At 64.1% G+C, this 15635-nt stretch carries 16 protein-coding genes; 6 read left to right on the plus strand and 10 right to left on the minus strand.

The genetic code is table 11. The features are described from left to right. The 7 genes from AC1DXX_RS27535 to AC1DXX_RS27565 all read right to left on the minus strand — a co-directional run. Positions 1 to 701 (minus strand): phenylacetate--CoA ligase family protein (locus AC1DXX_RS27535; RefSeq protein ID WP_478137389.1); only part of this gene is annotated, 701 nt, incomplete at its 3' end. A gap of 32 nt (positions 702 to 733) precedes the next feature. Next, a complete protein-coding gene (gene paaN / locus AC1DXX_RS27540) occupies positions 734 to 2410 on the minus strand; it encodes a phenylacetic acid degradation protein PaaN (RefSeq protein WP_478137390.1) in 1677 nt (558 codons plus the stop codon). A 4-nt stretch (positions 2411 to 2414) separates the two neighbouring features. After that, positions 2415 to 3575 (minus strand): acetyl-CoA acetyltransferase, encoded by a 1161-nt coding sequence (locus AC1DXX_RS27545; RefSeq protein ID WP_478137391.1) that lies wholly within the window; start codon positions 3573 to 3575, stop codon positions 2415 to 2417. After that, positions 3572 to 3940: a Zn-ribbon domain-containing OB-fold protein gene (locus AC1DXX_RS27550; RefSeq protein ID WP_478137392.1), complete on the minus strand. Its 369-nt coding sequence runs from the start codon at positions 3938 to 3940 to the stop codon at positions 3572 to 3574. The genes AC1DXX_RS27545 and AC1DXX_RS27550 overlap by 4 nt, the downstream gene beginning before the upstream one ends. A 2-nt stretch (positions 3941 to 3942) precedes the next feature. Then, complete coding sequence (locus AC1DXX_RS27555; RefSeq protein ID WP_478137393.1) at positions 3943 to 4710, minus strand: enoyl-CoA hydratase/isomerase family protein; 768 nt, start codon at positions 4708 to 4710, stop codon at positions 3943 to 3945. Further along, positions 4707 to 5165, minus strand: a complete 459-nt coding sequence (locus AC1DXX_RS27560; RefSeq protein WP_478137394.1) for a MaoC/PaaZ C-terminal domain-containing protein — start codon at positions 5163 to 5165, stop codon at positions 4707 to 4709. The genes AC1DXX_RS27555 and AC1DXX_RS27560 overlap by 4 nt, the downstream gene beginning before the upstream one ends. A 70-nt stretch (positions 5166 to 5235) precedes the next feature. Further along, a complete protein-coding gene (locus tag AC1DXX_RS27565) occupies positions 5236 to 5823 on the minus strand; it encodes a TetR/AcrR family transcriptional regulator (RefSeq protein WP_478137395.1) in 588 nt (195 codons plus the stop codon). 141 nt (positions 5824 to 5964) lie between these two features. On the opposite strand from AC1DXX_RS27565, the gene AC1DXX_RS27570 reads away from it, so the two are divergent. The 3 genes from AC1DXX_RS27570 (at position 5965) to AC1DXX_RS27580 (ending at position 9104) form a co-directional block, all read left to right on the plus strand. Next, a complete protein-coding gene (locus tag AC1DXX_RS27570; RefSeq protein WP_478137396.1) occupies positions 5965 to 6513 on the plus strand; it encodes an Lrp/AsnC family transcriptional regulator in 549 nt (182 codons plus the stop codon). Positions 6514 to 6685: 172 nt separating this feature from the next. Continuing rightward, a complete protein-coding gene (locus AC1DXX_RS27575) occupies positions 6686 to 7801 on the plus strand; it encodes a branched-chain amino acid ABC transporter substrate-binding protein (RefSeq protein WP_478137397.1) in 1116 nt (371 codons plus the stop codon). Between the two features lie 46 nt (positions 7802 to 7847). Next, entirely contained in the window at positions 7848 to 9104 is a 1257-nt protein-coding gene (locus AC1DXX_RS27580; protein ID WP_478137398.1) for an alpha-hydroxy acid oxidase, read from the plus strand. Here the strand turns inward: AC1DXX_RS27580 and AC1DXX_RS27585 are convergent. The 3 genes from AC1DXX_RS27585 to AC1DXX_RS27595 form a co-directional block, all read right to left on the minus strand. Then, the gene (locus tag AC1DXX_RS27585; RefSeq protein WP_478137399.1) at positions 9056 to 10846 is read right to left on the minus strand and encodes a tannase/feruloyl esterase family alpha/beta hydrolase; all 1791 of its coding nucleotides are present in this window, start codon (positions 10844 to 10846) and stop codon (positions 9056 to 9058) included. The two genes, AC1DXX_RS27580 and AC1DXX_RS27585, sit on opposite strands and share 49 nt — an antisense overlap. Before the next feature lie 123 nt (positions 10847 to 10969). Then, positions 10970 to 11782 carry a helix-turn-helix transcriptional regulator gene (locus AC1DXX_RS27590; RefSeq protein WP_478137400.1) on the minus strand — a complete coding sequence of 271 codons (813 nt, stop codon included), beginning with the start codon at positions 11780 to 11782 and terminating at the stop codon, positions 10970 to 10972. Between the two features lie 28 nt (positions 11783 to 11810). Next, positions 11811 to 12566 (minus strand): acetoacetate decarboxylase family protein, encoded by a 756-nt coding sequence (locus AC1DXX_RS27595; RefSeq protein WP_478137401.1) that lies wholly within the window; start codon positions 12564 to 12566, stop codon positions 11811 to 11813. A 201-nt stretch (positions 12567 to 12767) separates the two neighbouring features. On the opposite strand from AC1DXX_RS27595, the gene AC1DXX_RS27600 reads away from it, so the two are divergent. From AC1DXX_RS27600 to AC1DXX_RS27610, 3 genes are read left to right on the plus strand one after another with little or no spacing between them, the layout of a single operon-like run. Beyond that, positions 12768 to 13151 carry a response regulator gene (locus AC1DXX_RS27600; RefSeq protein WP_478137402.1) on the plus strand — a complete coding sequence of 128 codons (384 nt, stop codon included), beginning with the start codon at positions 12768 to 12770 and terminating at the stop codon, positions 13149 to 13151. A 41-nt stretch (positions 13152 to 13192) separates the two neighbouring features. Beyond that, on the plus strand, positions 13193 to 13618 hold the full coding sequence (locus AC1DXX_RS27605) for a hypothetical protein (protein WP_478137403.1): 426 nt from the start codon (positions 13193 to 13195) through the stop codon (positions 13616 to 13618). Beyond that, complete coding sequence (locus AC1DXX_RS27610; protein WP_478137404.1) at positions 13618 to 15624, plus strand: AsmA family protein; 2007 nt, start codon at positions 13618 to 13620, stop codon at positions 15622 to 15624. The genes AC1DXX_RS27605 and AC1DXX_RS27610 overlap by 1 nt, the downstream gene beginning before the upstream one ends. The last annotated feature ends 11 nt before the right edge of the window (positions 15625 to 15635 follow it).

The raw sequence follows: 15635 nt of genomic DNA on the forward strand, positions 1-15635 counted from the left end.
CCTTCCGGCATGAGTGCTTCCATCTCGTTGCGAAAGGTGCTCGATACCGACTGGCCACCGAAAAGACCCACCCGGAGCGACCAGTCCCGCTTGGGATTGATGCCGACCTTTGCTGCTTGCGTGATGAGCGTCATCATCCAGAGCGGCGACATGGTGGTCGCCGTGTAGGCATGGTCCTTGAGCCACTGGACCATCAACTCTCCCCTGCCCGGACCGACCGGAAAATTGATCGCACCGTAATGGCGCAGTGCCTCGTCCATCGCACAGCCACCGATCCACAGCCCATAGCCATAGCCCTGATAGACGCGGTCACCGGCAACGATGCCCACGGCACGAAAGATTCGCGCCAGTTGCTGAACGATGGTGACTTCCCAATCGTGGCGGGTGAAGCCGAACATGACGGGAAGGCCCGTCGTTCCCGAGGTGGCGCAGAACCGCATCACCTCCTCCAGTGGCACGGTAAGGAGGGGAAAGGGGTACATGCCCCTGAGGTCGGCCTTCTCGAGAAACGGGACGGCATTCAGCGCCTGCCGGTCGGCGAGGTCCGAGGGCTTCAGGCCGGCTTTGGCAAAGTGCGCCGTCCAGGTCGGCGACTGCGCCAGTCTCATGCCCAGCGCCGCGAGCTTCAGGTGCTGCGTCTGTAGAACCTGTTCCCTGCCGGGAAAGTCGGAGGCTTCGTACTTCCGTACTGCGTGCTTCATCGTCGTCTCCTGTCGTTTTATTCGAGATCATTTCAGCCGAGGTAGCGCCGGGTCTGCAGGACGGTGAACCGCGGAAGCACAAAAGCCTGGTCCGAAATGCTGGCGTTGCCCGCCGGGTTGCTGCCGCTGACATGAAAGTCGCTGAAGGCGACAGATTGGTTCACCAGCATCGGGCCTGTCATGTTGAGGGTCAGATGCACGCCGGCCTGGGCGGCCGCCGACTTGCTGCGTGCGACAAAATCCTCGTCGGTCGAATACACCGACCAGCTGATGGCGCCGTGTGCCTGGGCGATCCTCGTCGCCTCTTCGAGCCCCTGCTCCGCGGTGGCCACTTCCACGACGAAACTCACCGGGCCGAAATGTTCCCGTTCGAGCGCTTCGGCTTCGATACCGAGGTCGGCCAGGATCAGCGGCGTACGAATACACGCGTCGGGCATTGTGTCGAGGGTGAGGGGCCGGCTTTCGAGAAGCGCCGGGCCCAGGCGAGCCGCCGCAGCCACCCGCTCAAGCGTCGCGGTGGACTGAACAGCGCCAAGCAATTCGATCGCCCGCACGGGGTCAGCGGTGAGCTTGCGGATCATCGCCGCGAGGGCCTGCCTGAACTCTTCGGGCGTCTTGAGGCCTTCCGGGGTTTCGATTCCGTTGGCCGGCACGTAAAGGTTTTGAGGGGTGGTGCACATCTGACCGCTGTAGAGACAGAGCGTGATCGCGATGTTTCGAACCATCCCCGCGAAATCCGAAGTGCCATGGATGACAAGTGCATTGATGCCTGCCTTCTCGGTGAAGACATGCGCATGACGTGCCTCGCTTTCCAGCCAGTTGCCAAACTGGGACGAGCCCGTGAAGTCGATGAGCCGCACCGAACGATGCAGGGCGAGCTCCTTGGTTTCGGGGCGCTCGGCGCTGTCGACCAGCAACTGAACCACGTCGGGATCCAGGCCTGCGTCCTTGAGAGTCTGGCGGAGAGTCTGTACACAGATGGCCAGCGGCAGCACGGCCGACGGGTGGGGTTTGACGATGACGGGGTTGCCGGTGACCAGGCTTGCGAACAGTCCCGGGTAGGTGTTCCAGGTGGGAAAGGTCGAACACCCGATCACGGCTGCGGTGCCGCGCGGAATGATGTCAAAGGTCTTCTCCACCCGGACTAGCGCCTTGCCCATCTGTTTCTCCCAGACCACACGGGAAGGCACGGCGGACATTTCGCGCACGGCATAGGCCACGGCTTCCAGGCCCCGATCCAGCGCATGGGCTGTACCGGCCTGAAAGGCCATGGCAAACGGCTGGCCGCAGCTGTGCATGCAGGCATGAGCCATCTCGAACGCGCGGGAGTTGAGACCTTCCATCATTTCGATGCAGATGGCGGCCCGCTGAATGAAGGGCAGAGAACCCCACTCTGCGCCTGCGCGCCTTGCCTTTTCAGTCGCATCCGGCACCGACAGATATTCATAGCTCACATCCATCGTCAGTCCGTATGGACTCAGGCGCTCCCCAGCGATCTGCGCGCTGTCAGGCGCACCGGAGATCTGGAAGATCTTGCCGAGATGCGCATTGAACAATGCCTCACCCGCAGCCCTTGCATCGGGTCCGCCATGCGCGTCTTCGGGGCTGTCGGGAAACGCGCCAAAACAACCCCTGGTCGAAATGGCCTCGAGCGCCCGCTTCAGAAGCGGTTGGTGTTTTGCGACAAGGGACTCAATGGCCATGTTCATTTTTTCAGAGGGTGGATTCATTGCCGAAGATCACCGTGGACTGGCTGGACATGTAGCCGCCCGGCGCGTGCGCCAGTGCCAGCTCGGCCCCTGGCACCTGACGCGCGCCGCAGTCTCCACGAAGCTGCGCCACCGATTCGACGATGGTGTAGATGCCGAACATGCCGGGATGACCAAAGGAGAGCCCTCCGCCGTTGGTGTTCATCGGGAAGCTGCCGCCGGGCGCACAACGGCCCTCGGAAAGGAATGCACCGCCCTCGCCTTTTTGACAGAAGCCGCAGTCTTCCGCGAAGACGGGCGGCATGATGGTGAAAGCGTCGTAGAGTTGGACGACATCGATGTCTCCTGGCGTCACACCCGCCTGCTCGAAAGCCCGACGGGATGATGCGACTGCGGCCGTGGTCGACAGGTCAGGCATCTGCGCGATGCTGCGATGGCTCACTGCCTCGCCGGCGCCGAGCAGATAGACGGGCTTTCGTCTCAGGCTTCTTGCACGGTCAGCGGACACCACCACCACGGCGCCGCCGCCATCGGTGACCAGGCAACAGTCCCTGAGCCCAAGGGGGCTGGCGACCTGCCGCGCCTGAAGAACGTCCGCCACCGTCAAGTCGCTTTTGTCGCTGGCGAACGGGTTGAGCTGGGCCCATCTCCTTGCGCTGACGGCCACCTCCGCAAGTTGTTCACGCGTCGTTCCATAGTCGTGCATGTGTCGCTGCGCCACCAGGGCATAGCCGGCAACCGGCCCTGGGTAGGCATAGGGGGATTCGTAGGGATTCGGTTCGGAGTGACTGACGAACCTGGCGCCGCCCGACTTCTGGGTGCTGCCATAGGCAATGAGGGCCACGCTGCAGAGACCGGCAGAAATAGCGGCCTGCGCATGGTTCAAGTGGGCGAGAAATGCCCCGCCGCCGATCTGGGTCGAGTCGGTGTAGCGAGGGTTCAGTCCGAGGTATTCGCACAGGCTCAAGGTAGGCATGAAGAGCTGGAGGCCCGCGGCAAACACGCCGTCCACGTCACCGATCGTGAGGCCCGCATCGTCGAGGGCCGCGACGCTTGCAAGTGCCATGGCATCGACAGGCGATGAACCCGGAGGCATGCGTGGATGACCACTGGTTCCGATACCGGCCACCGCGACGGCGCCGCGCAACACCGAAGTCCGGCTCATGCTGCAGCCCCAAATGTGACTCGAGGCTCTTCGCCATCCGATTCGAAAAGCGCATGAACACGCATTCCGATGCTCAACTCCGACGGTTCCACGCCCAGGATGGTGCTCATCATGCGAAAGCCTTCGTCGAGATCCACCAGCGCAATGTTGAAGTCGCCGGCGCGGCTCTTGACGTGGGTATAGGAATACAGCACCCCCTGCCCTGAGCTCTCACGCCAGGCGAGCGACTGGGCACGGCCGCCCGGTCCCACTTCCCTTGGATAGAACACCGCCGTGCCGGTGTCCTCATCGAACTGGTACAGGAGGCGGCCTTCGGAAAGTCCGTCCAGATAGGTCTGCCGGGCCGATCGGTTCTGCGCTGTCATGGCTATCGACCCACGAACCGAGGACGTCGCTTCTTCTGGAAAGCGTCGATACCTTCGATCCCGTCGGGACCGGCGATGAGGCGTGCCTGGTGGATGGCTTCCAGTTCCGCAGACTCCTCATAGGAGCGGTTGGCCGAAAGGATTTCCTTTGTCGCCCTGAAGGCTGCCGTCGGTCCCTGAGAGATGCTTCGCGCCATTCCTGAGGCCACCCCCTCGACATCGAGCGCTCCCACGCTCCTGTTCACCAGGCCCATCTCTGCCGCCTCGCGACCGCTGAAAAGCTTGCCCAGAAAAACGATCTCGGCGCATTTGTGACGACCGAGTCTCTCGCGCAGACAGTGATGGCCTCCGGAATCGAGCATCAGGCCGATGTTGCGGAACGGACTGCCCATGAGAGCGTTGTCCGCGACGATCGTGATGTCGCACGCCAATGCCAAACCGAAACCGAAGCCGAGCGCGGGCCCCTGGACGGCGGAGATGGTCGGCACCCCGCAATGGCGAACCTTGTCCAGGGCGGGGTTGATCCGTTTGCTGACGATCTCATACGTATCGTCCTCGCCTGGGCGGGTGTCCTTGAGATCGCGTCCAGCGCAAAACGCACCGCCCTCTCCGCGGACCAGGATGCAACGGGCTCCGGCTGCCGCAGCGCGCTCGAAGGCGAGACCCACCTCTTCCATTTCATCGACGCGCAGGCTGTTCCTGGACTTGACCCGGTCCAGAGTGACCACCCCCAATTCGCCGTCAATCAGCCATTTCACTGCGCTGTTCATTGGGACCCCCTTGGCTTGCAGTTCATCAGGATCTGCAGGTCGCTGGTCATGACCAGCGTCCCGTTCTGGTTGCACATATTCCAGCCCAGCTTCACGACGCCAGCCTTGCCTTCCTCCTTCACGGTCTTGCCGAGGACTTCGGATTCAAGATGCAGGGTGTCGCCAATGACCGTAGGCGCGACGAAACGAATCGCGTCGGAGCCGTAGTTCGCAACCACAGCCGGCGCGTCGGACGGCACGCCAAGTCCCGCGGCATAGGCCACCACCATGAGGCCCGGCGCGATGCGCTGCCCGAACCGGGTGCCGGCGGCGTAGTGCGCATCGGTGTGAAGGACGTACCAGTCGCCGGTAAGGGCGCACCACTGAACAATGTCCGCCTCGGTGATCGTCCTGCCGCGGGAACGGAAACGCTCCCCTATGGCAATTTCATCGAAGTACTTGTCGAGAAAGTTCATATGTCTCCTGTCGATTCGACGGATCCTAAAATAAACCGTCTAGACGGTCAATAAATAACCTGAAAAAAACTCAGGTGATGCCGTTCAGGCACAAGGCGCTGGCCTGGTCCGCAAGACTCTCGAGGCTGAGCTTGCCAGTGGGGCGATACCAGGTGTACGTCCAGTTCAGCATGCCGTAGATGAGCATGGCATGCGTGGTGGCGATCGACTTGTCGCCGAAGCGCTTTTCATTCAGTTCGCGCAGGATGGCCACCAGAAAACCAACCAGCTTCTGCTCCGCACGGTTCACGGTCGAGCGCGCCGCCTCGGGGAGATGGTCTGCGTCCTCGATCAGCACCGTATGCTGGTCGCGGTGGTCGTAGTAATACTTCAGGTGGATGAACACATACCTGCGAAACCTCAGTTCGGCCGACTCGGAGGTGTCGAGGCCGAGGGCGGCGAGCTTGATCAGTCCCTCGACATGCGCGGTGAGCATCGCCTCCAGCATCACCTCTTTGGACGGGAAATAGTGATACAGCCGGGACTTCGACGCATTGCACGCGTTGCCGATATCGATGATGTTGGTGTTGCGAAAGCCCTTTTCAGCAAAGAGTTTCGCTGCCGAAACCAGGATCTCTTCCTTGATGTCGTCAAAGTTGTCGGACTTGGTACGCGCCATGAATCGTCTTCAAAATTAAGGCGTCAATGTATCAGACGGGCTCTCTGTAGCAGCCCACTTTTGCGGAAACGAATCGCCATCTATAATTATTCCGTCCGTCCGGATAATGTATTATAGCGCCACTCCGCACCAAGGCCGCTCATGACCGCTGTCTCCGCTCCCGACCTGTCCGACGCGCACACCAGACGAATCCTGGAACTCGTCCAGAGGAACGGCCGGATCACAGTCCAGGCTATCGCGGATGAGCTCTGCCTTTCGACGGCGCCCTGCTGGAGACGGCTGAACGAACTGGAAGAGAGCGGCGTGATCAAGCGCTATGCTGCCCTCGTGGACCGACGGAGCATCGGGCTCAACAGCTGCATGTTCACGCAGATCAGCCTCCAGAATCACACCGAACACGTCGTGGCGCGCTTCGAACGGGCCGTGCAGGCGGCCCCCGAGATTCTCGAGTGTTGGGTGACCGCTGGAAGCGCCGACTACCTGCTGAAGATCTACGTCCCGGATCCCCTCGCCTTCGACTTGTTTCTCAACAGATTCCTTTTGAAGCTCGATGGGGTGAAGCAACTCACGACTTCAGTGGCTTTGCGCGAAGTCAAGAATGAAACGTTCCTCGACGTCTCGAACGCATGCGTCCAACCGCGCCCTGCTTCCATGTCTCCCGTCGCCCATAGAGCCACTGCGAAGCCCTGAACACCGCTGCGCATGATTCATTGCCGCAGCCCCCTCGCCAGCAACCGATTCATTGCCATGACGTCCCAAATGTCCGTCGATTAGCACGATTCCTTTTCCGGTTGAAACCTAAGCTTCAGCGGGGCTCGACAGACGTTGTTGTCTGCACAGGCGCCCGCAACCGGAGCAACGCATGACTTGGGCAAAAGCTGGTTTCTACATACTTCTTTCCGGCCTTGGCTCCGCCGCCATGGCCCAGGACGTCGTCAAACTGGGTATAGCGGCGCCAATGACCGGGCCAATCGCCCACCTCGGAAAGGACGTCGATCAGGGAGCGCGCCTGGCGATCGATGAAATCAACCAGCGCGGCCTGGCCATCAACGGCAAGCCGGTCAAGCTCGAGGCTGTGGTGGAAGACGACAGGGGCGATCCTGCCGCAGCAACGGCCGTAGCCAACACCCTGGCCGATCGCAAGGTCAACGGCGTGATCGGGCATCTCAATTCGGGCCCGACGATAGCGGCGGCAAGGGTGTACAACGATGCAGGCATTCCGCAGGTGGCGCCAGCGGCGACCAACCCCAAATACACGCAGGCCGGCTACAAATACGCCGTGCGCCTGATGGCAACCGATGTCCAGCAAGGCGCCGGCATCGCAGGTTTCCTGGCCAGCAAGCTTTCCGCCAAAAAAGTTGCCGTCATCGATGACCGTACGGCCTACGGCCAGGGCCTTGCTGACGAAGTGGCGAGCACTCTTGCCAAAGCCAAGGTTCAGGTCCTTCCGAGAGAGTTCACGACGGACAAGGCCACCGATTTCACGGCCATCCTCACCACCATCAAGGCGGCCAACCCCGACGCCATCGTCTATGCCGGTGCGGACGCCCAGGCGGGCCCATTGAGCCGTCAGATCAAGCAACTCGGCATCACGTCCAAACTGATCGCTGGCGATGGCGTTTGCACCGGGAGCTGGTCTGAACTCGCAGCGGGCTCCAATGAAGGCTTCTATTGCTCCCAGGCGGGCATGCCCAGCACGCGAATGAAGACCTACGCGGATTTCAACAAACGCTTCAAGGCCAGATACGGCAGCGAACCGATCGTGTTTGCACCTTACGCCTACGACGCGGTCCTGGTGCTGGTTGAGGCCATGAAGGCTGCCAGGTCGACCGATCCCACGGTCTACGCGCCGTATGTCTCCAGGGTCCAGCTCGACGGCATCACCGGCCCTGTCCGTTTCGACAGCCGCGGGGACAACCAGAACGGTGAAGTCACGATTTACCAGGTCCAGTCCGGCAAGCTGGTCGCCGTCCCGTGACATCTACAGGCCTTCGCCTCAGTGTCCCGATCCATCTGGAGACCCAGTGACCTCTTACCTGCAAGCCCATTGCATCGACGACTTCCGTCTGCTCGCGCAGAAGGCCCTCCCCAAAATGGTGTTCGACTTCATCGACGGTGGTGCCGGGTCCGAATCGACAGTGCGAGAAAACCGCACGGCGTTCGAGCACATCCGCCTGCTGGGCTCAGCGCCGGTCGATGTGGCTGTGCGCAGCCAGGAAGTGACGATCTTCGGGAAGAAGATGGCCATGCCGGTCATCATCGGACCCACGGGTCTGGCTGGCGCGGTTTGGCCTCGTGCCGACGTCCACCTCGCCACCGCCGCGGCACGGTTCGGCATACCGTTCGTGATGAGCACGGCCGGTACGGTCACCATGGACGCCGTCGCGAAGGCCGCGAGTTCGAACGCGTGGTTCCAGCTCTACCTGTTCCGGGACCGGGCGGTGAGTGAGCGGCTCATGGCGAATGCTTGGGAACTGGGTTTCAACGCATTGGAAGTGACCGTTGACAACGCCATGCCTGGCCGCCGGCTGCGCGACAGCCGAAATGGATTCAGCCTGCCAATGCGCTGGACGCCATCGAAGGTCGCCAGCATCCTCGCCCATCCGTCATGGGCCTGGCGGACGGCATGGTCGGGTGCGCCCACGCTTGCAGTCATGGCCGCGGAGCTTGGACTGGAGGAGACGGACACGATCGCCGAGTTGATGCAGGCACAGCTGGACCCGTCCATCGGCTGGGATGACATCCAGTGGGTGCGCGACCGCTGGAAGGGCCCCCTCATCGTCAAGGGCCTCCTGGACCCTGCGCAGGGCGTGAAAGCCCTGGAGCTGGGAGCCGACGGGATTGTGGTGAGCAATCACGGTGGCCGGCAACTCGACGGAGCTGTCGCCACCATCGACATCCTCCCCGAGTTCGTCGACAGGATCAGGGGCAGGATGCCGATTCTTGTTGACTCGGGATTTCGAACCGGAAGTGACATTGCCAAAGCATTGGCACTCGGGGCCACGGCAGTGCAGATCGGGAGGCCTACTCTCTACGCCGCTGCCTCCGGTGGCGAACCGGCGATCCATCGCGCGCTCGAGATCCTGAAGATGGAATTGGACATATGTCAAAGCCTGATGGGAGCCTCCACGATCTCAGAGATCACCGAGTCACTGATACGCATCCCCTCGCGCTCGAGCGATGTGTCTCGACGCCAATTGACAGACAAGAAGAGCCCGCGTGCCGCCAATTGCTACTTGCAAGCGAAGCTGGAGGCCGATTCGAGGTCRCCGCTCACATAGGTGCTCACCTTCGGGTACGGGCACAGGGGCCGCGTCCGGGTGGCGGACCAGCCGGCGGGCAGCTCCGTGTTGACCACGTTGGCACCGGCCCCGCGCGCGGTGGCGACGACGGTATCGGGGGCCTTGCCCTTCTCCACCCAGGCCACCAGCGGCGTCAGCATGTCGAACTGGTCCGTCGCAGCGCCTCGCCCGCAATGGTTCATGCCGGGCACCGGGAAGAAACGCGCAAAGCCGGAGGCATCGCCGCCGTTGGCTGCGCGCAGTTCGTCGTACCAGCGCGTGGTGTCGTCCGACGAGAACACCGCGTCGCTGGTGCCGTGGTAGACCATGAGCTTGCTGCCGCGATCGCGCAGCGTGGCGAGGTTGCCCGGATTCGGCGGCGTCATGAAGGACATGGCCGACTCGGTGTAGAGCGCGGTGGTCGCGAAGATGCCCGGTGCGTCGGTGTCCATGCTGTAGCCCAGCGCGAAGTCGATGCCCGACGGGCGGCTCGTGCCCAGCGGCGGCGCGCTGAACACGAACCCGACCGCGGCGGTGTCCAGGCTCTGCGAATTGGAGAATTCCCATTGCCGCCAATCGGCGCGGTTGATGCCTGCGTCGTAGGGGAAGCTGCTGTAGAGCGCCGTGCCCGCGGTGTTGCGCGCACCGGTGAACACGTCGTCGAGCACGGTCTTCTGCGCAGCGGTGAGGCAGGTGCCATCGCGGGCACCGCTGCACGTGGGCACGTCGGAGGCCAGCTTGAAGACGGCCTTGCACGCCTGCACGTCCGCGACGATGCCGTCGGTCGCGCCGTCGAGTGCATCGCACTTCGACAGCACCGCTGCGGCAACCGTGTCCATCTCCGCCTGCGTGAAGGCCGTCTGGAGATCCGGCTTGCCCGCCGGGGTGTTGGCGGTCGTCACCTTGGCGTACTGCTGGACGCCGTAGAGCTGCGCGACCGCGGCCTTCGGCAGGTTGAAACCGGGGTTGCCCGCAACGATCCCGTCGTACGCGTTGGCAGACCGTGCGGCAGCCACCATCGCGTGGCGGCCTCCGTTCGAGCAACCACCGAAATAGGAACGGTCGGCCTCACGGCCATAGGCCTTGGCGATCAGGTTCTTGGCCATCGGCGTCAGCTGCGCGACGGCGTTGTAGCCGTAGTCCAGGCGTGCCTGCGGGTCGATGCCGAAGACTGGAATCTGCGCGCCGGAGTGACCCGCGTCGGAGCTGATCACGGCAAAGCCCATGTGCAGCGCCGTGGTCGTGGGGGACCCGCCTCCGATATTTCCCGATGCCGGAACCACGCTCCCGTCCAACCCGCCATTGGCCTGGTAGAAGAAGCGCCCGTTCCAGTCGACCGGCAGGCGCATCTCGAAGCCGATCGCATAGGTCCGGCCGTCGACGCTGCTGGTGCGTTCGTTCATCTTTCCCTGCACGAGGCAGTGCGCCGGCGTGGGCGTGCTCACGCCGGCCACCGCGAATGTGCCGGCCGCCACGGAAGTGACGCTGGTGTAGGCCGTGGCGCCGAAGGCGGCCTTGCTCGCGAGGTCGGTACATGACTGCAGCGTGCCGGGACGCGCCTCCGAAGAAGACGTGGGCGGCGTGACGACGGGCGGAGCAACCGATGTGTCCGGTACGACCGGAGCAATCGGGAGGAACGAAATGCCGCTCCCGCCGCCGCCTCCGCCGCACGCCCCGAGCAATGCGGCCGCCCCCACCACGGCCCATGCCGGCCGCCATGACGATGACACGATGTGATCCATGCTTGTCTCCTCGGCCGGCAGCATCCGGCTGGCCTATAAGGTTATTTGAGATAACCAATATAGTTTTGATCAATAACTAAAAAACGAGGAGAAACCCGAGTATCGAGCGCGGTTCTGTTTTTCTCACGCGCCCCTTTCCACCCGCGGCCCGCCGGCCATGTAGTTGCCCGGCGTCACGCCGAAGCAGCGGCGAAACCACCGTGAGAAATGAGCCTGGTCCGCGAAGCCGCATTGCGCCGCCACCTCGGCGGGCGGGTCGCCTTCGCGCAGCAGCACCTTCGCGCGGCCGATGCGCGCGAGCCGTGCGTAGTGGACCGGCGTCATGCCGACGGCCGCGCGGAACAGGCGATGGAAGTGCTCGCGCGACACACCCAGCCGTCGGGCCAGCGCGGCGGGGTCGATCCGGCAGGCGTCCGCCGTCGCCAGCGCAGCGCAGACCGCTTCGACGCGCGCGTCGCCCACCTGGCGCTCGACGGGCACGCGCTCCTTCCCGGTCTGTGCGCGAAAGATGCGCGCCAGGAGATGGGCGACTTCTGCTCCGTCCTCCGACTGCGCGGCCGCAGCCAACGCATGGGCTGCGGACTCGTCCTTCCAGACCCGCTGGCGCAGCACTCCCCGCTCACCTGGCGGCCACGCGAGGCGCGCCGCGACCCAGGCATGGGGTACATACAGCATCACCATCCGGAACCCCTGCGCGCTGACACCTGCCGTGTGCAGCATGAACGGCGCCATCAGCACGAGGTCGCCGGCTTCCGCCACATGCCGCTCGCCGGCGCATGCGAATTCGCAGCGGCCTTCGAGGATCGCGCCCACGCTCCACTCGGCGTGCCAGTGAAGCGCGAAGTGCGCCTTGGGATCGGCCGCGAACATCGCCTCGATCTGCGTGCCGTCCTCCATCGGCAGGCCGATCACATGCGAGGTCGTGGAAGCGTTCATCCCATGAAGGGTAGCGCCGGYGGCTGCTTCATGCAGCCAGCGCGCCGCGAACCGTGATGCCCATCCAGCCCGCGCTGGCCTGCATCGCTTCCACCTGCCCGAGCAGCGACAGTTCCTCCACCGGATGCGCGTGAAACTGCAGCGTCGCGCTGCCCTGCGTCCAGCCCGGCTCGACGCGGTCCACGATGTCGGCACGCAGATAGCGCGGGGTTGCGGCAATGCCGGGCTGCGTCAGGTCGGGCCAGCCCACCGCACCGATCGTCGGCGCCGCAAGAAAGCCCAGGCGCCCGGCCTTCTCGCCGGACAGCATGACCGTCGCATCGACCAGCCGGCGCTCCTTCACGCTGAGGCTCGCACCGAGCCGGCTGCCAGCGGACATGGGCGCCGCCGCCGGGTGCGCCAGCGGAAGGCTGCGGGTCAGCCAGGTCTGGCCGATCTTCTTGGGCCAGCCCTGCAGCCAGCCGCGCAACAGCGAGATGTCCTGGTCGACGTAGATCAGGGGGCAGTAGAAGCAGCGCGCATCGCCGCCCTGCTTCGGCGCGATCTCGAGCACCACGATGGTCTCGCGGTATTGCGCGTAGACGGGGTCGAGCAGTTCCTCCCCGCCGTTGCCGCACGACTGCCAGTCCGCGAAATGAACGCAGCCCTTGCCGGTGGGCGCGCCGAGCGGAGGGTCGAAGGCGAAAGCCACGTTGACGAGCCAGCCGGCGTAGTGCCAGGGCGGTGCCTGCACGAGGGCGCTGCGGCCGGACGAAGTGAAAGGCGGCGTGAAAGACGGTGGCATCGGTTTCCTGCGAGTTCAAGAAGAAGAGAAACCCGCACGATAGAAGTGCAAACACCGGCCGTCTTGTACGCCAGTGATCCGCACCGGCCAGGGATGTACGACAGGTGGCGGCGTTGTCCGACTCGGCGCAAGGAGTCCCTCGCGACAATGGGCGCCTCGGCCGAGACAAGCCGATGGACCGCATTTCCCTGGCACTGCACGATGACCCGCATCTACCTCATAGAAGACAACCCCCTGATCGCAACGACGCTGACCGACGGGCTGCAAGAATTTTCCGAATGCGATGTGATCGGCACCGCGACAACCTCCGATGGCGCCATCGACTGGCTGAAGGCGAACCCCGACGAATGGGATGCAGCGGTCATCGACATCTTCCTCGCCGAAGGCAACGGACTCGCCGTGGCGCAGTACCTGAAGGACAACAAGTCGCCGGCGCAGCGCGCCATCGTGCTGATGAACTACGCGACCTCCGAAGTGCGCGAAGGTGCGCTGTCGGCCGGTGTCGATGCGGTGTTCGACAAGTCGCTGCAGCTCGAGGCCTTCTACGATTTTTGCGCCACGCTGGACATCACGCCTCGCCGCTGAGGGTGCCGCAGCCGCCCGGGCTTGCGTAGACTGGCGCGGCCATGAACACTCCAGCCTCTACAGCCCCCGCCTCGAAGCGCCCCCTGGACGCGTCCGAATTGAAGCAACTGGCCGCGACCACCGAACCCGCGGCTGCCGCAAAAGCCTGCGCATGCGGGCTTCACCGCGCCACCTCGTGGGAAAGCATCACCGAAGAGCGCTGGCCGCAGGCGCTGATGCAGAAAGTCGGCACGCTGCGCGACGAAGACATCGCCGAGCCGACCTTCGAGGAGTGGCACCCCGACGGCACGCGCTACGACTCGCCCGACGCGCCGATCTCCGTGCGGCACTTTCCCTTCAACCGCTGCGACGTGTTCCGCTGCAGCGCCTGCGGCAGGCTGGTGCTGCGCTACACCGAGTTCGGCGGCTACTACATCGATCACCGTGTGCGGCTGCTGGACCCGGCGCTGGTGACGGACCCGGCATGATGGCCTCGATACTCCGCCCTCGCCTGGCGGGTTGGGCCCTGCTCTTCTTGCTGGGCCTCGTGGCCATCGGCTTCGCGGCCATCCTGACCTTCGACTGGAATCGTGCCAGGCCGTGGATCAACCAGCGCGTCAGCGAGGCCACCGGGCGCCCCTTCGCGATCCAGGGCGACCTGGTCCTGCAATGGGACCGTCCTCAAGCTGAAACAGGCTGGCGCCGCTGGGTGCCCTGGCCAAGGCTCAGTGCCCAGGACATCACCCTGGGCAATGCCGAGTGGGGCAAGACCGGCCCGCACATGGCCGAGATCAAGCAGCTGACGTTCTCGCTGAACCCGTTGCCCTTGCTGAATCACACGATCCGGATTCCCACGCTGGAACTCGCGGGCTCCGTCCTTTCCCTCGAGCGAACCGCCGACGGCAAGAACAACTGGACACTGGCTTCCGGCGACACCGCCCCCTCGCGCTGGAAACTGGAGTTGCAACGACTGGTGCTGAACCAGGGCACGGTGAAGCTCACCGATGCGGTGGCCAAGGTCGATCTCAAGGTCGACATCGACAGCCTGCCGCAGGAAAGCCCGGAGGGCTATGGCATGGGCTGGAAGCTCAGCGGCACGTTTCGCCAGACCCCGTTGCGCGGCAGCGGCAAGGCCGGCTCGGTGCTTTCGCTGCAGCAGGACACCAGGCCCTATCCGCTGCAGGCCGGCGTGCAGATCGGCACGACACGCATCGATATCGCGGGCACATTGACCAAGCCCGATGCGCTGGCGGCGCTGGACCTGCGGCTCAAGCTCTCGGGCGCCAGCATGGCCCACCTGTACCCRATCACGGGCATCACCCTGCCCAACACGCCCCCGTTCAGCACCGAGGGCCATCTGGTCGGCACGCTCGGCAAGGGCGGCGGGCGCTGGCTGTACGAGCGCTTCAAGGGAAGCGTAGGTGCCAGCGACATTGCCGGCACGCTCGAATACATCTCGCAGCAGCCGCGGCCGCTGCTGCGCGGGCAGGTGCAGTCCAACCAGCTGCGCCTGGAGGACCTGGCACCGTTGATCGGTGCCGACTCCAACGCCAACAAGGCCAAGCGAGGCGCCGCGGCCGTCCAGCCGGCAGGCAAGGTGCTGCCCGTGGAGAAGTTCGACACGGCGAGCTGGGGAAGCATCGATGCGGAGGTGAAGTTCGCCGGCCGCAAGATCCTTCACGCCAAAAACCTGCCCATCGACAGCCTCGTTGCGGACCTGCACCTCAAGGACAGCGTGCTATCGCTCACGCCCTTGAGCTTCGGTGTTGCCGGGGGCCAGATGGCCGCGACCGTGAAGCTCGATGGCCGGCAGGATCCCATTCGCGCGAACCTGCAACTCTCGGCGCGCCGCCTCAGGATCAAGGAACTCTTTCCGACACTGGACACGATGCAGGCCAGCCTGGGGGAAGTCGGTGGCGATGCGGCACTGTCCGCCAGCGGCAATTCCGTTGCAGCCTTGCTGGGCACCTCCAACGGCGAGGTGAAGGCGCTGGTCAGCAAGGGAACGATGAGCAAGTTCCTGCTCGAGGCGATGGGATTGAACATCGGCAGCGTGGTGGCGACCAAGCTGTTTGGCGACAGGCAGGTGCAGCTCAACTGCCTCGCCAGCGATTTCCGGGTGACGCAGGGCCTCATGCAGACCCGCGCTTTCGTGCTGGACACCGATGAGTCGATCGTCAACGTGACCGGCCAGATCAACCTGTCCAGCGAACAGCTGGCGCTCGAGATCCAGCCTCGGAACAAGGCGCTGCGCGTCCTCTCCTTGCGCTCGCCGCTTTACGTCAACGGAACCTTCAAGAATCCCGATGTCGGCGTCGACAAGGGTGCCGTCGCACTCAAGCTGGGCGCCGCGATCGCATTGGGTGCCGTAGCACCCGCCGCGGCGCTGCTGCCGCTGTTGAACGTGGGCTCGCAGGAGTTCTCGGGGTGCGCGCCGCTGCAGGCCCTGGCCAGCCAGAAACCGCAGGCCCCGCGGCAGCACAAGGTGCGCTAGCCTTTTCCGTT

The sequence above is a fragment of the Variovorax sp. P4_B10 genome (genome assembly GCF_056402375.1).